Annotated in this window: 20 protein-coding genes; 10 read left to right on the forward strand and 10 right to left on the reverse strand. The window is 70.3% G+C overall.

The window, feature by feature from the left end:
- The first annotated feature begins 41 nt into the window (after positions 1–41).
- Positions 42–1,691: an aa3-type cytochrome oxidase subunit I gene (gene ctaD / locus ABD385_RS25315; RefSeq protein ID WP_344580171.1), complete on the forward strand. Its 1,650-nt coding sequence runs from the start codon at positions 42–44 to the stop codon at positions 1,689–1,691.
- A gap of 13 nt (positions 1,692–1,704) precedes the next feature.
- Positions 1,705–2,151: a hypothetical protein gene (locus tag ABD385_RS25320; RefSeq protein WP_344580115.1), complete on the forward strand. Its 447-nt coding sequence runs from the start codon at positions 1,705–1,707 to the stop codon at positions 2,149–2,151.
- 63 nt (positions 2,152–2,214) lie between these two features.
- On the opposite strand, the gene ABD385_RS25325 is transcribed toward ABD385_RS25320, so the two are convergent.
- Entirely contained in the window at positions 2,215–2,655 is a 441-nt protein-coding gene (locus ABD385_RS25325) for a GNAT family N-acetyltransferase (RefSeq protein WP_344580116.1), read from the reverse strand.
- A 156-nt stretch (positions 2,656–2,811) separates the two neighbouring features.
- On the opposite strand from ABD385_RS25325, the gene ABD385_RS25330 reads away from it, so the two are divergent.
- On the forward strand, positions 2,812–3,489 hold the full coding sequence (locus tag ABD385_RS25330; RefSeq protein ID WP_344580117.1) for a TIGR00266 family protein: 678 nt from the start codon (positions 2,812–2,814) through the stop codon (positions 3,487–3,489).
- 131 nt (positions 3,490–3,620) lie between these two features.
- Here the strand turns inward: ABD385_RS25330 and ABD385_RS25335 are convergent, their stop codons facing one another.
- The 5 genes from ABD385_RS25335 to nsrR all read right to left on the reverse strand — a co-directional run bounded on the left by ABD385_RS25335 (position 3,621) and on the right by nsrR (position 8,713).
- On the reverse strand, positions 3,621–4,850 hold the full coding sequence (locus tag ABD385_RS25335) for a cytochrome P450 family protein (protein WP_344580118.1): 1,230 nt from the start codon (positions 4,848–4,850) through the stop codon (positions 3,621–3,623).
- A gap of 46 nt (positions 4,851–4,896) precedes the next feature.
- Positions 4,897–6,264, reverse strand: a complete 1,368-nt coding sequence (locus ABD385_RS25340; RefSeq protein WP_344580119.1) for an MFS transporter — start codon at positions 6,262–6,264, stop codon at positions 4,897–4,899.
- Positions 6,265–6,418: 154 nt separating this feature from the next.
- Complete coding sequence (locus tag ABD385_RS25345; RefSeq protein ID WP_344580173.1) at positions 6,419–6,799, reverse strand: hypothetical protein; 381 nt, start codon at positions 6,797–6,799, stop codon at positions 6,419–6,421.
- 120 nt (positions 6,800–6,919) lie between these two features.
- Positions 6,920–8,155 (reverse strand): globin domain-containing protein, encoded by a 1,236-nt coding sequence (locus ABD385_RS25350; protein WP_344580122.1) that lies wholly within the window; start codon positions 8,153–8,155, stop codon positions 6,920–6,922.
- A gap of 105 nt (positions 8,156–8,260) precedes the next feature.
- On the reverse strand, positions 8,261–8,713 hold the full coding sequence (gene nsrR, locus ABD385_RS25355) for a nitric oxide-sensing transcriptional repressor NsrR (protein ID WP_344580123.1): 453 nt from the start codon (positions 8,711–8,713) through the stop codon (positions 8,261–8,263).
- Positions 8,714–8,882: 169 nt separating this feature from the next.
- Here nsrR and ABD385_RS25360 point away from each other — a divergent pair, with 169 nt between their 5' ends.
- Positions 8,883–9,314: a cupin domain-containing protein gene (locus tag ABD385_RS25360; protein WP_344580126.1), complete on the forward strand. Its 432-nt coding sequence runs from the start codon at positions 8,883–8,885 to the stop codon at positions 9,312–9,314.
- A gap of 9 nt (positions 9,315–9,323) precedes the next feature.
- On the opposite strand, the gene ABD385_RS25365 is transcribed toward ABD385_RS25360, so the two are convergent.
- Genes ABD385_RS25365 through ABD385_RS25375 form a run of 3 tightly spaced genes read right to left on the reverse strand, consistent with a single transcriptional unit; the run spans position 9,324 to position 12,184 of the window.
- On the reverse strand, positions 9,324–9,974 hold the full coding sequence (locus ABD385_RS25365; RefSeq protein WP_344580128.1) for a carbonic anhydrase: 651 nt from the start codon (positions 9,972–9,974) through the stop codon (positions 9,324–9,326).
- A 49-nt stretch (positions 9,975–10,023) separates the two neighbouring features.
- Positions 10,024–11,514 (reverse strand): sensor histidine kinase, encoded by a 1,491-nt coding sequence (locus ABD385_RS25370; protein ID WP_344580130.1) that lies wholly within the window; start codon positions 11,512–11,514, stop codon positions 10,024–10,026.
- The gene (locus ABD385_RS25375) at positions 11,507–12,184 is read right to left on the reverse strand and encodes a response regulator transcription factor (protein WP_344580133.1); all 678 of its coding nucleotides are present in this window, start codon (positions 12,182–12,184) and stop codon (positions 11,507–11,509) included. Before ABD385_RS25375 ends, ABD385_RS25370 begins: the two co-directional genes overlap by 8 nt.
- 414 nt (positions 12,185–12,598) lie before the next feature.
- Between ABD385_RS25375 and ABD385_RS25380 the strand changes: the two genes are divergently transcribed.
- Complete coding sequence (locus ABD385_RS25380) at positions 12,599–13,777, forward strand: hypothetical protein (protein ID WP_344580135.1); 1,179 nt, start codon at positions 12,599–12,601, stop codon at positions 13,775–13,777.
- 62 nt (positions 13,778–13,839) lie between these two features.
- Positions 13,840–14,499: a hypothetical protein gene (locus ABD385_RS25385; RefSeq protein ID WP_344580136.1), complete on the forward strand. Its 660-nt coding sequence runs from the start codon at positions 13,840–13,842 to the stop codon at positions 14,497–14,499.
- A gap of 98 nt (positions 14,500–14,597) precedes the next feature.
- Here the strand turns inward: ABD385_RS25385 and ABD385_RS25390 are convergent, their stop codons facing one another.
- Complete coding sequence (locus ABD385_RS25390) at positions 14,598–14,825, reverse strand: hypothetical protein (RefSeq protein ID WP_344580139.1); 228 nt, start codon at positions 14,823–14,825, stop codon at positions 14,598–14,600.
- An 803-nt stretch (positions 14,826–15,628) separates the two neighbouring features.
- Here ABD385_RS25390 and ABD385_RS25395 point away from each other — a divergent pair.
- The 4 genes from ABD385_RS25395 (at position 15,629) to ABD385_RS25410 (ending at position 18,731) form a co-directional block, all read left to right on the forward strand.
- Complete coding sequence (locus tag ABD385_RS25395) at positions 15,629–16,033, forward strand: hypothetical protein (RefSeq protein WP_344580140.1); 405 nt, start codon at positions 15,629–15,631, stop codon at positions 16,031–16,033.
- A gap of 119 nt (positions 16,034–16,152) precedes the next feature.
- Positions 16,153–16,851: an ATP-binding cassette domain-containing protein gene (locus ABD385_RS25400; RefSeq protein ID WP_344580142.1), complete on the forward strand. Its 699-nt coding sequence runs from the start codon at positions 16,153–16,155 to the stop codon at positions 16,849–16,851.
- Positions 16,852–16,854: 3 nt separating this feature from the next.
- The gene (locus tag ABD385_RS25405; protein ID WP_344580143.1) at positions 16,855–18,132 is read left to right on the forward strand and encodes a DUF7224 domain-containing protein; all 1,278 of its coding nucleotides are present in this window, start codon (positions 16,855–16,857) and stop codon (positions 18,130–18,132) included.
- A 71-nt stretch (positions 18,133–18,203) separates the two neighbouring features.
- Complete coding sequence (locus ABD385_RS25410) at positions 18,204–18,731, forward strand: hypothetical protein (protein WP_344580146.1); 528 nt, start codon at positions 18,204–18,206, stop codon at positions 18,729–18,731.
- Positions 18,732–19,656: the final 925 nt, after the last annotated feature.

The raw sequence follows: 19,656 nt of genomic DNA on the forward strand, positions 1-19,656 counted from the left end.
TGGATGGTTGGGAAGTACGGACAACGGCGGTCAGGGAACCGGTGCGCGGCCGGGCCCCGGCCCGGCCGCGACGCCGCAACAAGGCGGTGCAGTGGCTGACGACCACCGACCACAAACAGATCGGAACGCTCTACCTCGTCTCGGCGTTCGTCTTCTTCCTGATCGGCGGGTTGATGGCCCTGCTGATGCGGGCCGAACTGGCCCGTCCGGGCACACAGATCCTCTCCAACGAGCAGTTCAACCAGGCGTTCACCATGCACGGCTCGGTGATGCTGCTGCTCTTCGCCATGCCGCTGTTCACCGGTTTCGCCAACTGGTTGATGCCGCTCCAGATCGGCGCCCCCGACGTCGCCTTCCCCCGGCTGAACATGCTCGCCTTCTGGCTGTTCCTGTTCGGTTCGCTGATCGCCGCGGCCGGCTTCCTCACCCCGCAGGGCGCCGCGGACTTCGGCTGGTTCGCCTACGCGCCGCTGTCCGACGCCGTCCACTCGCCCGGTGTGGGCGCCGACATGTGGATCATGGGCGTGGCGTTCTCCGGCTTCGGCTCCATCCTGGGCGCGGTCAACTTCATCACCACCATCATCTGCCTGCGCGCCCCCGGCCTGACGATGTTCCGGATGCCGATCTTCACCTGGAACGTCCTGCTGACCGCGGTGCTGATCCTGATGGTCTTCCCGGTCCTCGCCGCCGCGCTGTTCGCCTTGGAGATGGACCGCAAGTTCGGCTCGCACGTCTTCGACGCGGCCAACGGCGGCGCCCTGCTGTGGCAGCACCTCTTCTGGTTCTTCGGCCACCCCGAGGTCTACGTCCTGGCCCTGCCGTTCTTCGGCATCGTCTCCGAGGTCATCCCGGTCTTCGCCCGCAAGCCGATGTTCGGCTACGTCGGGCTGATCGCCGCGACCATCTCGATCGCCGGCCTCTCGGTGACGGTCTGGGCGCACCACATGTACGTCACCGGCGGCGTGCTGCTGCCGTTCTTCTCCTTCATGACGTTCCTCATCGCCGTGCCCACCGGGGTGAAGTTCTTCAACTGGATCGGCACCATGTGGCGCGGCTCGCTGTCCTTCGAGACCCCGATGCTGTGGGCCACCGGCTTCCTGGTGACCTTCGTCTTCGGCGGCCTGACCGGCGTCATCCTGGCCTCCCCGCCGCTGGACTTCCACGTCTCCGACACGTACTTCGTCGTGGCGCACTTCCACTACACGCTGTTCGGCACCGTGGTCTACGCGATGTTCGCCGGATTCCACTTCTGGTGGCCCAAGTTCACCGGCAAGATGCTCGACGAACGCCTCGGCAAGATCACCTTCTGGACGCTCACCGTGGGCTTCAACCTCACCTTCCTCGTCCAGCACTGGCTCGGCGCCGCCGGCATGCCCCGCCGGTACGCGGACTACCTCGCCGCCGACGGCTTCACCACCCTCAACACCCTCTCCACCATCGGCTCCTTCCTCCTCGGCCTCTCCTTCCTCCCGTTCTTCTACAACGTCTGGAAGACCGCCAAGTACGGCGCCGAGGTCGGCTGCGACGACCCCTGGGGCTACGGCCGGTCCCTGGAGTGGGCCACCTCCTGCCCGCCGCCGCGCCACAACTTCGCCTCGCTGCCCCGGATCCGCAGCGAATCACCCGCCTTCGACCTCCACCACCCCACGGTCGCCGCCCTCGCCGAGGCCCGGCCCACCGCCGACCACTGAGGAAGGAGCGGTCATGCCGTCTCCCGCCGTCCTCGCCCTCGGGACGACCGCGCTCTGCGCCTCCGGCTGCGTCTGGTACCTGCCCGCCGCTGCCGACCTACGGGCCGGCGCCGACCGCCCCGTCTCCCGACGGCTCGCGGCCGCCGCCTGCCTGACCGCCTGGGTCACGGTGGCGCTGTCGGCCCCGCTGCTGCTGGCCGCCGCCTCCTGGACCACGCTCGGCGCGGTGACCGCGGTTGGCACCGGCGCCGCGGTGGTGCTGGCCGCCCTCGCCCGTGCCCGCCGCGGCCACGAGGAGCGGGCGACCCGACGGACCTGGGTCGCCCTGCGGCTGCGGCCCCCGGCGCGGCGGCGGCCGTCGGGCGTCGCCCGCTCGACGCGGGTCTTCCTCTGCTGGTTCCTACCCGGTTACGCCGTGGCCGCCGGTGCGCTGGCAGTGGTCCTGGTCGGGGGACGGTAGGCGCGGGTGGAACGGCGCGGGCCGCCGCGTCGCGGCCCGCGCCGGGGCCCGTGCGGCCGGTGGTCAGCGCAGCCGCAGGTCGATCCAAGGGACGGTCTCCCCGGGCAGCACGTAGCGCTCCGACTCGACGAACCCGCGCCGTTCGGCGAACCGCAGGCCGTCCCCGTTCGACGACAGCACGACCGTCTCGATCACCCGGGCCCCCAGTGCGCGGGCCCGCTCCAGCCCCCGGGCGTAGAGCTCGGTCCCGAACCCCTGCCCGCGGTGGGCGGGAAGCACCCGGGCGATCACGGTCGCGGTGCCGGTGTCGTCGACCGGTGGGCGCACGGTGCTGCAACCCACCAGTTCGCCGTCGCGGTGGGCGACCTCCAGGTGGTGGCGCCGGGACCGGTCCGCCACGTCCGCCAGGGACAGGACGTGGGTGGGGATGATGGTGTTGTGGACGTGTTGCCAGTCGCCGAGTTCGGCCTCGGTGACCGGCCGGGTGAAGTGCAGGGTGGACATCACCGGAGCAAACCCCGGCCGCCCGCGTTCGTCAACCGTCTTTGCCCGTCGAGGCCCGACACCGCACGGGTGCGGGGACCACCGGCGCGACACCGTGCCTCCCGGCCCCCGTAGCATCGCCCCGTTGGGAACGCTCCGCCGAGAGAAGGCCGAAGAATGCAGATCGAAGTCCGACACGCCCCCTCGTTCGCGGTGGCCCGGGTGCAGCTGGGCGCGGGCGAGGCCGTCCGCGCCGAGTCCGGCGCGATGATGGCCACCTCCGCGGGGATCGCTGTCGAGGCGAAGGCTGAAGGCGGCCTGTTCAAGGGGCTCAAGCGCAGTGTCCTGGGCGGCGAGTCCCTCTTCGTCACGCGGTTCGGCGCGGGCCCGACCGGCGGTTGGGTCGACCTCGCGGCGCAACTGCCCGGCGACGTGAGCGCCATCGACGTCGACGGCGGCGTCAACCTTGCCCGCGGTGCCTGGCTGTGCTCGTCGGAGGGCATCGACCTCGACACCAAGTGGGGCGGGTTCAAGAACCTGGCCGGTGGCGAGGGCGGCTTCCTGGTACGGGCCGAGGGCCGGGGCCAGGTGCTCGCCGCCTGCTACGGGGCCCTGGACGAGGTCGAGTTGGCGTCCGGCGAGCAGATGGTCCTCGACTCCGGGCACCTCGTCGCGTTCGGCGACGGAGTCTCCTACACGACCCGCAAGGTGACCAAGGGGCTGATGCAGACCCTCAAGTCCGGCGAGGGCCTGGTCTTCGAGTTCACCGGCCCCGGCCGGCTGTGGACCCAGAGCCGCAACCCCAACGAACTGGTCACCTGGCTGACCGCGAAGCTCCCCTTCAGCCGGGGCTAGGTATCCGTCTCTCCAGGCAATGCCGTGTCCGGACGAGGACGGCGGCGACGGCGCGCAGTCGCCTCCCCTCGCCTGCGCGCCGTGCCCCGCACACCGCCCCACGGCAGCACGACGGCTGGGTGGCTGCGGCATCAGCGTTGCTGCTCGCCGGGGGTGAAGCGCACGGGGAGGTGGTGCAGTCCGCGCATGACGATTCCGAGCCGCCACGCGAGGTCCCCTTCGTCCACGGCGAGTTGCACGTCGGGCAGTCGCCGTAGGACGGATGCGATGGCGATCTGCCCCTCCAGGCGGGCCAGCGGGGCTCCCAGGCAGTAGTGGATGCCGTGCCCGAAGGCCACGTGCTGGTTGTCCTCGCGGGAGATGTCGAAGCGACCGGGGTCGGCGAAGCGGGACGGGTCACGGTTGGCGGAGGCCAGCACGACCACCACGGTCTGGTCCGCCGGGATCGTCACCGCGCCGATCTCGACCGGCCCGGTCGTGAAGCGCCACGTGGTCGTCTCCACCGGCCCTTCGAAGCGCAGCATCTCCTCCACCGCCGAGGGGAGCAGCGACTCGTCGGCGCGCAGGGCGGCGAGCTGCTCCGGGTTGCTCAGGAGCGCGAGCATGCCGTTGCCGATGAGGTTCTCGGTGGTCTCGTGACCGGCGACGAGCAACAGGAACGCCATCCAGACCACTTCGTCGTCGTCGAGCGAGTCGCCGTCCTCCGCCACCGAGACCAGTGCGGAGAGCAGGCCGTCGTCCGGGGCGACGTGCTTGTGCCGCACCAGGTCGGTCAGGTAGGCGTTCAGTTGCGCGAAGGTGTCCTGCAGTTGAGGGCGCAGCGCCTCGTCCTCGGAGACCAGGATCGACGTCCAACGCCGGAAGTCGTCGCGGTCTTCCGCCGGCACGCCCAGCAGTTCGCAGATGACCGTGATCGGCAGCGGGAACGCCAGGTCGTCCATCAGATCGGCGCTGCCCTTCGCCACCACCTCGTCGAGGAGCGCGTCGGTGATTTCCTGGATGCGGGGCCGCAGTTCGCGCACCCGCCGGGCGGTGAACGTCCGGACCACCAGCTTACGCAGCCGGGTGTGGTCGGGCGGATCGCTGTTGAGCATGTGGGCCATGAGCTGGAAGCCGTCCCGTTCGCCGGCTTCCACCATGGCGTTCTGCAGGCTCGCGGGCACATTGGCCGGGTCCTTGGAAAGGTTCGGGTCGGCGAGCGCGGCTCGGGCCTCCGCGTAGCCGGTGACGAGCCAGACGTCCCCGTAGCCCGGGAGGTGCACCAGGTGGGCGGGGCCCGACTCCCGTAACCCGGTGTAGAAATCATGGGGGTTGGCCTTGAACAACGGGTTCGTCACGTCGAATGACACAAGGTCGCTCACTGGGCTCTCCTCGCCGTACCTGGGGTGGCGTACCGGACGTCCACTATCACGAGGATTCACTGCGGGGATCCGGTGATTCCGCCGCATCGACCTCCCGGCCGCCTGCCCGGGCACCTGCCCCATGCGAGGTGCATTCCCCCGCTGGCCCGCGCAGGGCCGTGGCGTCGGGGGCGGGCCGACGGGGTCGGTGCAGGGCCGTGGCCGCGGACAACACGACCGGGGTCGCGACCAGTGCGCAGCAGACAGGCAGGGGGAGGTGGCCCACCAACAGTCCGGTGGCGGCCGTCGCCCCCGCGGAACCGGCGTTGAAGGCGGTGTTGACCCAGGCGCCCGCTGTGGTGCGGGTGGCGTGACTGGCGCACTCATCGGCGATCAGGTAGGCGGTGGTGAGGGCCGGGGCGACGAACAGTCCGCCGAGCGCCGCCCACACGACGAGCACGTAGGGGTGGGGGGCGAGCCCCGTCGTGCCCAGGGTCAGCCCCATGGCCGCCGCGAGGAGGGCCAGCCGCAGCCGGTTCGAGGCGCGCCAGGAGACGGCGCCGTAGACCAGGCCGCCGAGGGCGCTGCCCCCGGACAGCGCGGCCAGCACCCAGGCGACCGCCGCAGGCTCGTCGTGGGCGTCGGCGAAGGCGATCACGAGGAGGTCGAACGCTCCCAGGCACACGCCCGTCGCGGCTGAGACGGCGAGCGCCTGACGCAGCCCGGGGCCGCCTCGTAGCAGCCGCCGGCGCAACGGGGCCGGCGGGAGACCGGAGGCCGGCCCCTCTGACGGCGCTTGCCCGGCGGGGGCCTTGTCGCGGCCGCCCCAGCCGCGGACCACCGGAGACGAGACCAGGGCGAGCGAGCCGGTCCCCACGAGCGCGGCGCTCAGGGCGACACCGACCGAGGGCGCCGCGACCTGCACCAGCAGGCCCACCAGCAGCGGTCCCGTGACGAAGAGGAGTTCCTCGGCGACGGTGTCCAGACTGTAGGCACGTTGCAGCAGCCGCCGGTCGGGAACCAGGTCGCTCCACAACGTCCGCATCACCGGGCCGAGCGGCGGCATACAGGCGCCGGCGGGCACCGCCAAGACTCCCAGCAGAGTTCCTGACGCACCTGGCCGCCAGGTCGCGAGGGCCAGTCCGGTCAGCAACAGCGCGTAGGCGGCGGCCATGGGGAGCAGCGCCCGGCGCGGCCCGTACCGGTCGATCAGGCGCGCTCGGGTCGGTGAGAGAAGGACACCGGTCAGCCCGAAGAGGGCCAGGACGGTGCCGGTCACGGCATAGGAGTGGGTGGTCTCCTTGATCGCCAGCACCAGCGACAGGGAGACCGTTCCGTAGGAGAGCCGGCCCAGCAGCGCCGCACCGAACGTGCGGCAGGCGTGGCGGGTGCGCAACACGGCCGCATACGAAGGGGCCATGGCAGACGAAGGCATGATCGTGTTCCTCGAAGTCGGCGCCGCACTGACGGCGCTCCAACGTGCAGGGGCAGCGGGAACCGCGCCCGGTGGGCGCGGTCGGCGCTGGCTCCTATGCACAAAGGAGGAACATGCGGGAACCGTAGCAGAGCCCGGAGTTGGCGTACTGCTCCTAGGCGCCCGAGCCCAACACCGTGACGCCGAGCGCGAGGAGGGCGATCACCTTGGCGAGTTCGCAGGCGACGTAGTACAGATGGGCGCGGGACCGGGGGAGCGGTTCGCCGGCCAGGACGCGGTCGGAGCGGCGGTTGAGTACGGGCCGTACGGCGGCGAGTTGGACGGCCAGGAGGAGCACCGCGAGCGCCGTCAGGACGATGACCGGCACGGTCGGCGAGGCGCACACGACCGCGGTGACGAGCACCACGGCCAGGACCGCCTCCACCGCGTTCAGCGCCCGGAAGACGATGCGGCCGATGCCGAGGCCCAACGGGACGGTGACGCCCGGGGCGCGGAACTTCAGGGGTGCCTCCAGGAACGAGATCGCCAGTACCATCCCGAGCCACACGAAGGTGACGGCGAGGGCGACGGCGGTCGCGGTCCCGGTGCCGTGGAGGTGGTTCACGGGTCGTGGTCCTTTCGTCGGGGGAACGTCCGCACGGTCCGAGGGGGCCGGCTACGACTGGCCGAGCCAGAGGTCGGGGCCGAACACCTCGTAGTGGATCGCCTGCGGCGACAGGCCGCGGTCGAGCAGCGCTCCGCGGAGCGTACGCATGAACGGCAGGGGGCCGCAGAGGTAGGTGGTGAGGTCGGACGGGAGCGGGAGCGCGCTGACGTCCACCCGGCCCGCGGAGACCGTCACCCGTGCGGACGGCGCGGGCGGGGCCGGCACGGGCACGGGCGCCGGGTGTCCCGGCTCCTCGTACCAGAGGTGGAGGGCGGCTTGCGGCAACTCGTCGACCAGCGCGCGGAGTTCGTCGCGGTGGGCGTGGTCGGCCGGGGTGCGGTCGGCGTGGACGACGACGACCGGGCGGGACGATCCGCCGGCCACCAGGTGGTGGAGCATGGCGAGCATCGGGGTGCCGCCGATGCCGGCCGAGGCCAGCAGCAGCGGTCCGTCGCCGGCCGGCAGGGTCAGGTCGCCGAACGGGGCGGAGACGGTGAGCACGGCACCGACGCGCACCCGCTCGTGGAGCCAGGAGGACACCTCGCCGGCCGGTCCGTCGCCCGCACGGACGCGCTTGACGGTGATCCGCCACTCGGGGCGGCCGGGGGCGCAGGAGAGGCTGTACTGGCGGATCTGCCGTGCGCCGTCGGGGAGTTCGACCTGCACGCTGACGTACTGGCCGGGGCGGAAGGCGGGGGCCGCGGTGCCGTCGGTCGGGCGCAGGGCGAGCGACACCGCGTCGGGGGTCTCCTCGTGCCGGGCGACGACGGTCATCGGCCGCCACGTGCCGCCTTCGGGGGTGCCCTGCTCCGCGTAGAGCCGGGTTTCGACGGCGATCAGGGCGTTGGCCATCAGCCAGTAGACCTCGTCCCAGGCGTCCGCGACCTGCGGGGTGACGGCCTCGCCGAGCACGTCGGCTATCGCGGCGAGCAGGTGCTCGTTGACGATCTTGTACTGGTCCGCGGTGACGCCGAGCGAGGCGTGTTTGTGCGCGATCCGGGCGAGCATCGCGTCGGGGCGGGTGTCGGGGTGGTCCAGGAGCGTGCCGGCGAAGGCCGCGATCGAGCCGGCCAGGGCCTGTCGCTGCTGGCCGTTGGCCTGGTTGCCGCGGTTGAAGAGGTCCCGCAGCAGTTCCGGGTGGGCGGCGAACAGCTTGCGGTAGAAGACCGCGGCGATCTCGTCGATGGCGGCGCCCACGGCGGGCAGGGTGGCACGGACGACGGGTGTGGACTGCTCGGAGAGCACGGATCAGCTCCAATAACTCGTAGATGATCTACCAATTTAAGGGTGTGGTGGATCTTCGGACGGCGCCCCGCCGTGGGTGGGCGAGGCGCCGGGGTGGTCGGTGGGTCAGTCGGGATTTCGGCTGGTCAGGCCGGTGAGGGTGAGCAGTACCGGGCCGGTGGGCGCGGCCACCACGTCGGTCACGGTGAGCGGATCGAGCGTGGCGTAGAACGCCTCCTGTGCCTCGCGCAGGGCGCGGCGCAGTCGGCAGGCGGCCCGCAGGGGGCAGGGTGGATCGCCTTCGCAGGCGACGACCTCGTCCTCGCCCTCCAGTTCGCGCACCAGCCAGCCGACCGATGCCTGGTGCCCCAGTCCGGTCAGTTCGAGTCCGCCGCCGCGTCCGCGTCGGGCCTCGACCACGCCGAGGTGCTGGAGCCGGCTGATCGCCTTCGCCATGTGCGTGTACGGCACGTCCATCACCTCGGCCACCTCGCGTGTCGTCAGGGGGGTGCCCTGCTCCGCGACGGCCAGCCGCATGACGGCGCGCAGCGCCAGGTCAGTGAACTTCGTCAACCGCACGCCACGACCGTATCAAATGCGCATGCTAGGTTCGCATTCAGGGGAGTGGTTCGGTATTCAAGAGGCCGAGTCCGGCGCCCGGCGGCCGGGCACAGGAGGAGGAACGGCCCCGCACGGCCCGGCACGACCCGCAACACCCGCATGGAAACGCATCGGACGGTGACCCCTGATGGCTGACACCCCGCACCCCCCGCGCACTGGGGCCGCCGGTGCGCCCGGCGCCCCCGAACCCGCCGCCGACCCAGTGCCGCGACTGCTCTGCGACGCCCGGGAACTCGCCGCGGAGAGCTCGGCCCGGGGCGGGGCGCTGTGGCGGCTGGCCGAGGCCGGCCGGCAGCTCGACGCGAACCTGGTCCGACTGCCGCCCGACGGGCGCGTCGAGGAGCACGTCGAGCCCGACCTCGACGTGCTGCTGTACGTCGTGTCCGGCGACGGCGTCGTGGACACCGTGCAGGAGCGACGGCCGCTCGCCGAGGGCGGCGTGCTGTGGCTGCCCCGCGGGTCCCGCCGGAGCCTGACCGCGGGCCGGGGCGGCCTGGCGTACCTCACGGTCCACCGGCGCCGCCCCGGACTACAGATCAAGAGCCGCGGCGACTCCTGACCGGCTTCGTCAGGCGGTCGCCGCCGGTGCCGCCGGGAGGGCGGGACGAAGCGGCTGGAAGGTGCGGGACGCGGCGTCCCAGCCGAGGGTCTGACCACTGCGGTCGTCGTACTGCCAGGCGTGCACGCGCAGTCGACGGGTGGCCAGGCGCCGGGAGACGCACGGGTAGGTGCGCAGGTGGTGGAGCTGGGCCAGCAGGTGGCGCTGCTCGGGCGTGTGGCCGCCGCCGGTGGACCGGTGGTTGTGGTCGGGGCCCGGACGGTGCGCGGCGCGGGTGAACCAGTTGCGCGCGAGCGGCAGTTCGGCCGGGGGCGGGTCGTCCTGAAGGGCCTGGAGGGCGGTGCAGTCGGTGTGGCCGCACAGGATGACGTCCGGGACGTGCAGCGTGCCGAGCGCGAATTCGAGGGTGGCGGCGATCGCGCAGTGGGCGTCCGACCGGTAGCGGGGGACGACGTGTCCCGCGGTGCGCAGTTCGTGGAGTTCGCCCGGTGCGGTGCCGGTGAGCAGCGTGGGCACGACCCGGGAGTCGGAGCAGGTGATGAACAGCGCCCGGGGCGCCGCGCCGGGCGCCGGCGCCGCGTCGGCCGTGCGGTCGTCGGCCGCGCGGGTGTCCGTCGGTGCGGGGGAGAGGGTGCGGGCGGAGTGGATGAGGGTACGCATGATCGACCTCCGATGGGTTGGGGTGGCAGGGGGGAGGGGTGGAGTTCCCCTAGGGAGCGGCCGGGACGGGCTCGGTGGGGCGGGGCGCCGCGGGCAGGGTGACCGTGAAGCGCGCGCCGCCCCCGTCGGCGTCGCCGACCTCGATGCGGCCGTCGTGCCGGTGGACCACGTCGCGGACGATGGCCAGGCCCAGCCCGGCCCCGCCCTCGTCCCGGGTGCGGGCGTCGTCGAGGCGGATGAAGCGGGTGAAGATGCGTTCCCGGTCGGCCGGGGGGACGCCGGGTCCGTCGTCGGTGACGTCCAGGACGACGCTGCCCGCCGGGCCCCGGCGCACCGCGACGCGGACGACCGAGCCGGCGTGGCGCTGGGCGTTGTCGAGGAGGTTGCCCAGCACCCGGGTGAGCTGGGTGCGGCTGGCGCTGACCGGGAGCGGCGCGTCGGGCAGGTCGGCGGTGACCGGGAGGCGGTCGCCGGAGCGGTGCGCCAGTTCGTCCCGGACGAGTTCGGGCAGGTCCAGGCGTGCGGCGCGGGGCCGTTCGCCGGCGTCCAGCCGGGCCAGCAGCAGCAGGTCGGACGCGACGCGTTCGAGGCGGATGGTGTCCTCGATCAGGCCGTCCAGTTCGAGCAGGTGTGGATGGGCCCGGGCGACCTCCAACTGGGTGCGGAGACTGGCGATCGGGCTGCGCAGCTCGTGCGAGGCGTCGGCGACGAACTGCCGCTGGCGTTCCACCGACTTCTCCAGCGCGGCGAGCGTGACGTTGGTGGTCTGCGCGAGCCGGGCGACCTCGTCGCGTGAGGCGGGCTGGGGGACCCGTCGGGACAGGTCGCCGCCCATGATCTCGGCGAGTTCGGCTCGGATGCCCTCGACCGGGCGCAGGGCCCGGCGGGTCACCAACCAGGTCACCGCGGCCACCACCAGCAGGAGCGCCGGCAGGCCGATCAGCATCGCGTCGCGCACCCCGTCCACCGCTTGCTGCTCGGTGTCCAGGGAGAAGCCGGCGTAGACGGTGACGGTCCGTCCGGTCGGGGTGGTGGCGAGCAGCCCGGCGACCCGGAAGTCCTGGCCGGGGTGGTCGTCGTGCAGTTTCAGCGGCACCGTGCGGAACGCGGCGTGCTCGCCGGCGGAGCCCCGCGCAGGGGTGTCGCCGTCATCGTCGTGGTCATCGTGGTCGTCCGGCCGGTGCGGTGCGCGGGCGAAGTCGGCCAGTGGCGGGGCGTGGTGCAGGTCGTCGCCGGCGGCCAGCACCTCGCGGTCGGCGTCGACGACCTGCACCGGCCGGTCGTCCTCGTCGGGCAGGTTGAGGTGGTCGAAGGGCGTGCCGACCGCGACCTGGGTGGCGACCTCGCGGGCGACCACCTCCGCCTGGAGGCCGGCGCTGTCGACGAGGTTGCGCTCCAGCACGGCGAGGACCGCGGCCCCGGCGGCGACCAGCGCCAGCGCCACCACCAGGGCGGAGGCGAAGGTGGTGCGGGCCCGGACGGACCCCCACCAGCGGGGCTGGCGCGGCTTCGAGGGCGCCGCTGCGGTCCGCTCAGCCACGGTCGGCCGCCAGTCGGTAGCCGGCGCCGCGCACGGTGGTGATCGAGCGCCGGCCGAACGGGGCGTCGATCTTCCGGCGCAGGGCGCTGATGTAGACCTCGATGATGTTCGGGTCGCCGTCGTAGGCGAAGTCCCAGACGTGCTCCAATATCTCCGCTTTGGAGACCACGTGTCCGGATCGCGACGCCAGGTACTCCAACACCGCGAACTCCTTGGCGGTGAGCGGGATCTCCTCCTCGCCGCGGGCGCAACGGTGACCGTTCGGGTCCAGCACCAGGTCGCCGAGGCGGAGCACGGGGTTGCCGCCGCGGGTCCGGCGGCGCAGCAGCGCCCGGACGCGGGCCAGCAGGACCACGTAGGAGAACGGCTTGGTGAGGTAGTCGTCGGCGCCGGTGTCCAGCCCCTCCGCCTCGTCGTACTCGCCGTCCTTGGCGGTCAGCATGAGGATCGGGGTTTCGTCACCGGCCGCGCGCAGGGCGGCGCAGACGCGGTAGCCGTTCATTCCGGGCAGCATGATGTCCAGGAGGAGCAGGTCGTAGCCCTGGGTGGTGGCCAGGTGCAGACCCTCCCGGCCGTCGTGTGCCACGTCCACGGCGAAGCCCTCCGCCGCCAGCCCCTTGGCCAGGGTGGTGGCGAGGCGTTTTTCGTCCTCCACGATCAACAAGCGCATGACGTCAGACTGCCAGAACGTTCCTGAAGGGCTCTTCAGGAAGCTTCAGGCGGCCTTCAGCTCGGGAGCGTAGGAGCGGTGAGCGCGCCCTTGACGCACCGTCCTGCGAGCCCGGGAGCTTGATACCGGGAAAGCAGAAACGGATCCTCCCAACTCATCCACCTCAGCCTCGCCGAAATACGGCGGCTGATCACCCGCCTCACCGACCGCCGACCCACACCCGTCGAGCACATCCTGCACTGGTCGACCTGGCGCCGACGACGCCAACACCAGACCCGCCTGAGTCACTACAAACGGCACGGACACAGCCCCTGAACTGGCCATCAGCCATGGCAAGCACCGTTGCAGTACCAGGCCCGATGCTGACCCCAAGCCGGCCCGACCTCGTCGAAGCCCGCATGAAGCTCAAGCGCCTTGACGACCCCGTCGAGGGACAGTCCATCCCGCCTGCCCGAAGGCACCGTCGACGACAAGCTGATCCGCACCCTGGTCACCGCCCAGTTCCTCGCCGGCGCGCGCACCGCGCAGGACGGCCGGGCTGCCGTCCGGGCCGGCTTCGACGTCCATCACCGCGGCTACGGGGTCACCGCCCCTCCCGACGCATGCCAGCTGGCCGCGCTCGACGACGTCCTGACCGCCGCCTACCCGGCAACCGACGGAGCCCATTGGGGCGCTGTCGGCGAACCGCTGGCCGCCGCGTGGCTTGCCGAGGTCGAGACCGACAGCGGCGAGGAGTTCATCGAAGCCTTCCTGCAGCACGACTCCCTCGCCACCGAGCAACGCCACCAGACCCTCAGCACCGTCGCCCGCACCGCCCAGGATCAGCCCGGCCTCGCCGCCGGCGCCCATCGGGCTGTTGTCGCCGACCCGGAACGTCTGCTGCCGCTCGCGGCCCAGACCGTCACCGCTGAACTCGGCACCGACCACGCCCGCCAGTGGCTCGCCGGCCTCGAACACGCCATCGTCGACCGCGCAACGGCTCCGGACGCCGACCCCGACACCTACCAGTGGGCCAGCAGCCTCATCAGCGAAGCCCAGGAGCTGACAGCAGCCGACACGGACGACCTGGAGGAGCTGATCAGCGCGCCCTCCGCCCAGGAAGCCGATGCTCCGGACCAGCGAGCTCCGGATCCCCCCTCCGCTGGCTCACCCTTTGTCCTGGTGAAACCACAGGTGAACGGGTTCACCCGGCTTGTTGTCACCTTCCTCGGCATCTGCCACCTGGCCCTGGTTGCGGCCGTCCCCTCTGCCGTCGCTCTCACCACACCGGCCTCCGGGAACGACAGATGGGCTCTGCGGTACTTCGTGCCCATGAACGTGGGCCTGCACCTGACCATCGCGAGCGCCTTTGGAAGTCGCCAGCTCGGCACCCTCGCGTTCTCCTGGATCGCGGCGCTTTTCACCATCGGACTGACAACCCTGAACAGTCTCGCACTCAATCGGCGCTGGCCTGCGGACTGGCACCCGCCCTGGCTCCTGTGGCCGGCCCTCTTCGCCTTCGGCCTCACGGCCCTGACCTTCGCCTGGCGCTTCTGGTTTGGCCAGCTCCAGGACACTCGACGGTCAGCCACCTCCCAGAACCTGCCGGGGTGATGGCGTCGTTGTCGAGCGCCGTACCGCAGTGCCCGCCTGAACTCGCTGGGTGGGTCCAGTCCGTGGCGTTCGACGCGGACACCGGCCGCCTGGACGTCGTCCCCGACGCTCCGGCCTGCGGGACGAAGCTGCGCTGGGGCACGCCGAAGCTGCTCGCGGCGGCCAACGAGACGGTGCGCGGCGCGACTGTCCGTGCCCTGCGCGTTCTGGCGCCCGCGCCCATGAAGGCCGGCCTCACCGCGATGGCCGTCGACCCGCCCTCGCAACCGACTGCGCCCGCCGCGCCGGTGGAGCGCCGCACCCCGCCGGACGGCTACCGCCGTGCGATTGAGGTGCACCGTCAGGTCGCCCGGCCCTCCCGGGTCGACCGGACCATCGCGGATGCGGTGCAGCGACGGACCGCCGCGACGCGTGAGCTGAGCCGTCGCGTTTTCCCGCAGGACGGGGTCCGCGGTCGGGCCGAGGCCGCCGAGGTACTTCAGCAGTGCCTCCTCGCCGATCTCCCACCTCGCGCCCTCAGTACGCAATGCCCTGGCATGCCAAGGAGCCGTATGGGGCTCCTTGGCATGTTCGTTCGGTGGTGTGCGCCTTACCGGAGGAGCAGAGAGCACACACTGAGGAACAGGGGCATCCTGGCGACGAACGCGGCCCTCCCTGGTCAACGCGACCAAGAGGTTCCCCTTGGCGACGTAGAAGAAGTGGTCGGGGCCGCGTCAGCGTAGTGGTGAGGCGGAGGTGGGGACCACGCGGGTGACGACGGTCTTCTCGGGAGCACGGCCGTCAGGCCCCGAGCAATGGTCAGGGCCTGACGGCGGGCTGGTCAGTAGCGGATGCTGACCTTCTTGACGTGGAGGGTCTCACCGTAGGTCAGGCTGGTGAGGGAGAAGTAGTAGTCCCCTGCGCTCTGCCGGCCTCCCCAGGTGGACGTGTTGCAGAAGTTCGCTCGGCTGCCGTGGTTCTCGTCGGGGCCGAAGACGTCCTTCCAGAGTGTCAGTTGGGAGTCGTTGAATCCGTTGTCGGTGTCCGTTGAGCAGCCGCTAAACGCCACGGCGGTGCTGACGGCGTCGGTGTTGTTGTCCGTCCAGCGCTGCGATTCGTTGTTGATGTGCCAGCCAGAGATGTAGCTCGTTCTGGAGCCTTCTGCGTGAGCCGGGATGGCCCCTATGGATCCCAGGGCTATTGCTGAAGCGATAATTCCGGCTGCTCGACGGCTTGCGCGCATAGTGGTCTCTCTTCTCCCGCGTCATGCGGGCATGGGTTGATCGAAATGAAAGGTGAGGGATCTAGTCTCCCTCAGTTGCGATTCCTGTGATCGCGGTTGGGAAATTAGCCACTGTTCTTCGCGTTCAGCAAGGCCATTATTCTCGAGTGGCTGAATATTGCCCGCGAAGCTTTGGTCGCGTTCTACCGGCAGCACAACAACAAGGGGCACGGTGAAGGCGTTGAGCGAAGGGTTCGTAGACCGGCAGGGATTCGCGAAGGTATCTGGCTTGATAGTGCTCACAGATCTCCGTGAGTACCCGCAATCTGGAAGCGAAAGATTCCGTTTTCACCGCTTGGCCCTACACTGCTGGGTCAGTCTTTTCCGTTCCGGGCGCAGTTTTCGGTCATCCTGACGCTCACGAGTGGCCGGAGCTCGCGAGACCCGCGCCCTCCGTTTCCTTCCCTGCCAGGCACAGGAAGGGGTGAGGTCACAGAGTCACAACACTGCAAGGTGGCGCAAAAGTTCGAATAACCGTTGCGCCACGCCATGGCCGTGCAGATGATCGATCAAAGCCCCAGCCGTTACCGGCAGCGTCACTGGGCGCTTAGGGGGAGAGCAACCATGGGGGAGTCATGCGTATTTCGCGGATGTACGGAGCTGTTCTGGCCGGCGTGCTGGCCACCGTCACCTTCGGGGCCGTGCCGGCCCACGCCGAGGGCAGCAAGACGTCCTACATCTCGTACTGGGCCACAGGCTCGGAGTCGAGCAGATGGCACGACGGCAACAACGACGCCGTGAGTACTTCCGTCCGCTTCAGCAACTGCACCACCGCGAGCTCGCCGGGCACGCGCACAAGCGCGGCCGTGTCGGTGTGGAAGGATGTCTTCGGTCCCGACCAGAACAAGGGATCCCAAAGCGACGTCTGCAGCGCAACGAAGTACTGGGGACGTCTGGCAGCAGGGGATTACTACTTCAGTCTCGACAAGATCAACGGGACTTCGGGCTCCGGAACCTTCCACATCAATGCCAAGCCCGTCACGATGACCTGGTAATGCAACGGTGATGTCGGCCGGGAGTGATTTTCGCTCCCGGCCGCCTTCATGTGGCCCGTAGAAGCAAGGATGGCATGTCTCTGCAATTCACCCAGTGCTCCTTCCGATATGGTCGGAAGGTGCCCGTCCTCAACCGGTTAGACCTCTCCATCGACCACCGAGCGAGCGTCCTTCTCGGGCCGAATGGTGCGGGAAAGTCCACCCTCATGGGGATAGCCTCATCGTGGATCTCCCCCGCCCAGGGCTCGGTAGTCTGGCGAGGCATCGATCCCTCACACGCAAAAAACCGGGCGGCCTATCGCAAGGCGGTGGGCTGGCTTCCGCAGAACGTCAAACCGATGCCCGGCCTCACGGTGCGCGAAAACGTTGCCTACATAGGCTGGTTGAAGGGCATGGCCCGCACCGATGCCTGGGACGCGTCAAAGGACGCCCTCGAACGCGTCAAGCTGGGCAGTCTCGCAGAGCGGAAAAGCCATCAGCTCTCCGGTGGACAACTTCGCCGCATGGGCATCGCGGGAACTCTCGTCCACAGCAGCGAAATCGTGCTCCTCGACGAGCCGACGGCCGGACTCGACCCCTCGCAACGCCAAATCTTCCGAGACCTGGTCACCCAGCTGCTGGCCGACATCCACATCATCGTCTCCACCCACCAGACCGAAGACCTCGACACGATGTACGACCACGTCGTCGTCCTCGACCAAGGTCAGGTCCGTTTCCAAGGCGACGTCGACGGATTCTTGAGCCTGGCAGCCCCCGGCACCTCCGAAGGACGACGTGCGGAAGCCGCCTACACCCAGCTCATCACCAAGGAGGTGTGAGCCGTGCTGTGGCGTACTGTCCTGCGCTCTTCCTCTGCTACCTGGCTGGCCCCGCTCCTGGCCGCTTTCGTCGCCCTGTTGGTCTCCGACGACCTCACCGCCAACGTCACCCGGGGTTACTGGCCCAGCGCGCTGGGGTCAGCCACCTTCGCCCTGAACTTCGTCGCCCCGGCCTGCGCCACCGCCGGCGCCTGGGAAGGAGCCCGCTGGACCCGCGGCGCCGTGGCGCACTGGGCCCCCGCCCGCTCCGGACTCGGCATCGCCCTGCCGCTCCTGGCACCCGTCTTCGCCCTGGGCGCTCTCGGGATGGCCATCGCCTCGGCCCTGACCATTTCCGCGGGACACCCCGGGGCGGGCATGCCTCCCGTGGGGATGGTCCTGGTCTGGTTGGTCATCCTCGCCGCCCACGCGTTCGCCGGGTACCTGCTCGGCCGACGAATGCCACTGGTCATCAGCGCGCCGGTGGCCCTGCTGCTGAGCTTCGTCATCACCGCCTACCCGGCGGCGATGGAACCGCTGTGGCTGCGACACATGGTCACCGGCGGCCTGAGCTCCTGCTGCACACTGGACCAAACGCCCAACTGGCGCGCGGCCGCCAGCGCCCTCGTCTTGGCACTCGGCGTCATCCTGGCCTCCGTGGTGGCGCTGACCGTCCTGGGCCGACGTGCGCGTACCGTCCTGATCAGCGCGGCGGTGCTGGCGGGCCTGGTCGCCAGCGGTTGGCTCGCCTACGGGCTGCCTGCCGACCCCGTCACCGCACGCTCCACAGACGAACTGCAGTGCACCGGCGCCACGCCCAAGGTGTGCCTGTGGCCGGAAGCCAACAAGCCCGCCATGATCCGCGTGACCGCCGCCGACGCCCGGCACCGCCTCCAACAGGCTGGCCTCACTGTCCCGGCCGAGCTGACCATGGACAGCAACCCTCGGCCAGGAGCGGCCTTCATCGGCACCTGGACCAACCCCACCCCCTCGCTGGTGCGGATGGGGGTCGCCGTCTCGCTGCTGCCCACCCAACCACCCGCCTGCGCCGACACCCGGCAATTCCCCGGAGCGGACGCCTACGTCCCGACGGTCGCCTGGCTCGCCTTGACCGCCGGCGCCGATCCCCAAGACGTCTCCAACCGGTTCGGACCGCAGGACAGCGCGATCGCCGCCCAGGTCCGGCGAGCCCCTACCAACCAGCAACGCGCATGGTTCCAACACAACCGCCAAGCCCTCAACGACTGCACGACCCACCCCGCCCCGCCCCCTCCAGCCGAGGCGCGGAAGGCTTCACGATGATCTGGTGGCTCAAGACAAAGGGTGCTCCCGCCGCAGCGGGGGGCACTCTCGCGGCATACCTCGTAGCCATCGTGGTGCGGCAGGAAGCCATCCCGGTCCCCGCCGTCATCGGTGTCTCCGGCCAACTACTGGTCACGCAAATCCTGGGTGTCGTCCCCGTCGCACTGCTCGTGCACGGCCTCGACCGCGGTGACACCCTCGCCGAGGACGTCGCCGTACGCCACGCAGGACGCCGCAACCTGGCCCTGTGCACCGGATTCGCCGCTCTCGCGGTGGCGATGATGGCAGTTGTGCAACTGCTGTGGGACCGACCAGAGGCAGTCTCGCTGGCCCGCAACTGCATCGGATTCCTGGGTTGCGCCCTCATCGTCCGAACCGTGCTCGGCCCCAGTATCGCGATGATCTGCGTCGCCGCCCTGCCCCTGGCCTGTGCGGCTGCCGGCCGCCGGCCGGGCGGTTCGGCGCAACCCTGGGCCTGGCCGATCCAGGACGCCACCTCGCTGCTCGGCATCGGCGAAGCAGTCTTCCTGTTCGCCGTCGGTTGCGGACTCGCCCTGTGGCGCAATCGCCCACTCCTCGACCCTCTCTCCCGCGCCTAGGGCCAAGACAGCGAAACACGCAGTGCGAAGCCGGCGTACGCGGTCACACCAGGCGGTGCAACCGCGTACGCCTGTCCCGTCTACCGGCCACCGTGCAGGTGGTCTTGGCGGACGATGACCAAGGCGCGCCAGCGTTCCGGACGGTGTGTGCGTCGTCGAGACCAGCCGGGTCCGTTCCAGACGGTAGGTCAGCGTGTCCACGGTCAGCCCCAATGCGTGCACCTGTGTGGAGTCCAGATGTGTGACCCTGACTTCGATGACTGCGGTCACGTGCCCTTGGCGCGCAGAGTTGCGCCACCACGAGGTAACGAACATCGCCGATCGGCCGCCCGGGGCCATGTACTCGACGACCTGCCGCTGCAGTGTGACGCCCCGCTCCACGCCAAGGCACTCAGCGAGCTTGGGCATGGCGCGACATGGCCGAGCGTCGGTGACTTTCGAGTCGTAAGGCCAGGGGGTGACGGGTCGGCTCTAGAGGGGAGTTGCTCTCCGGTGTTCCAGTGGCCGGCCCGAATGCGACGTGTGAGGTCGTCGACGATGTGCCGGTGCCGATGCCTCGCCGGGCAGATCGCCCGCCCCGGTAGTGGGGGTACGGGAACCCGGATCCAGGTTTCGCCTCAGCAGGCGCAAGTCGTCCCGTTGATGGCCCACGCCATGGTCCCCACCGGACGCAAGGGCCGACCGCCGACGTGCAGCCCACCCCACCCCAGGTGGCAGCCCGGGGTCGGCCTCCTGTTGTTCTGGGAGACGTTGGGAGGCAACTGGGAGATGATCAAGGTGTGCAGGCTGGAACGCCCTCTAAGAGGTCCTAACAGAAGTGGTTGATCATGTGACTGTTGGCTTGTCCGCTCGTTGGTCTGGTCGTGGGGAAGAGACAGGCACGGCCGTGGATCGTGTCGGATGAACTGTGGTTGCTGATCGAGCC

This window comes from Streptomyces lunalinharesii, from assembly GCF_039532155.1.
Taxonomy (GTDB): domain Bacteria; phylum Actinomycetota; class Actinomycetes; order Streptomycetales; family Streptomycetaceae; genus Streptomyces; species Streptomyces lunalinharesii.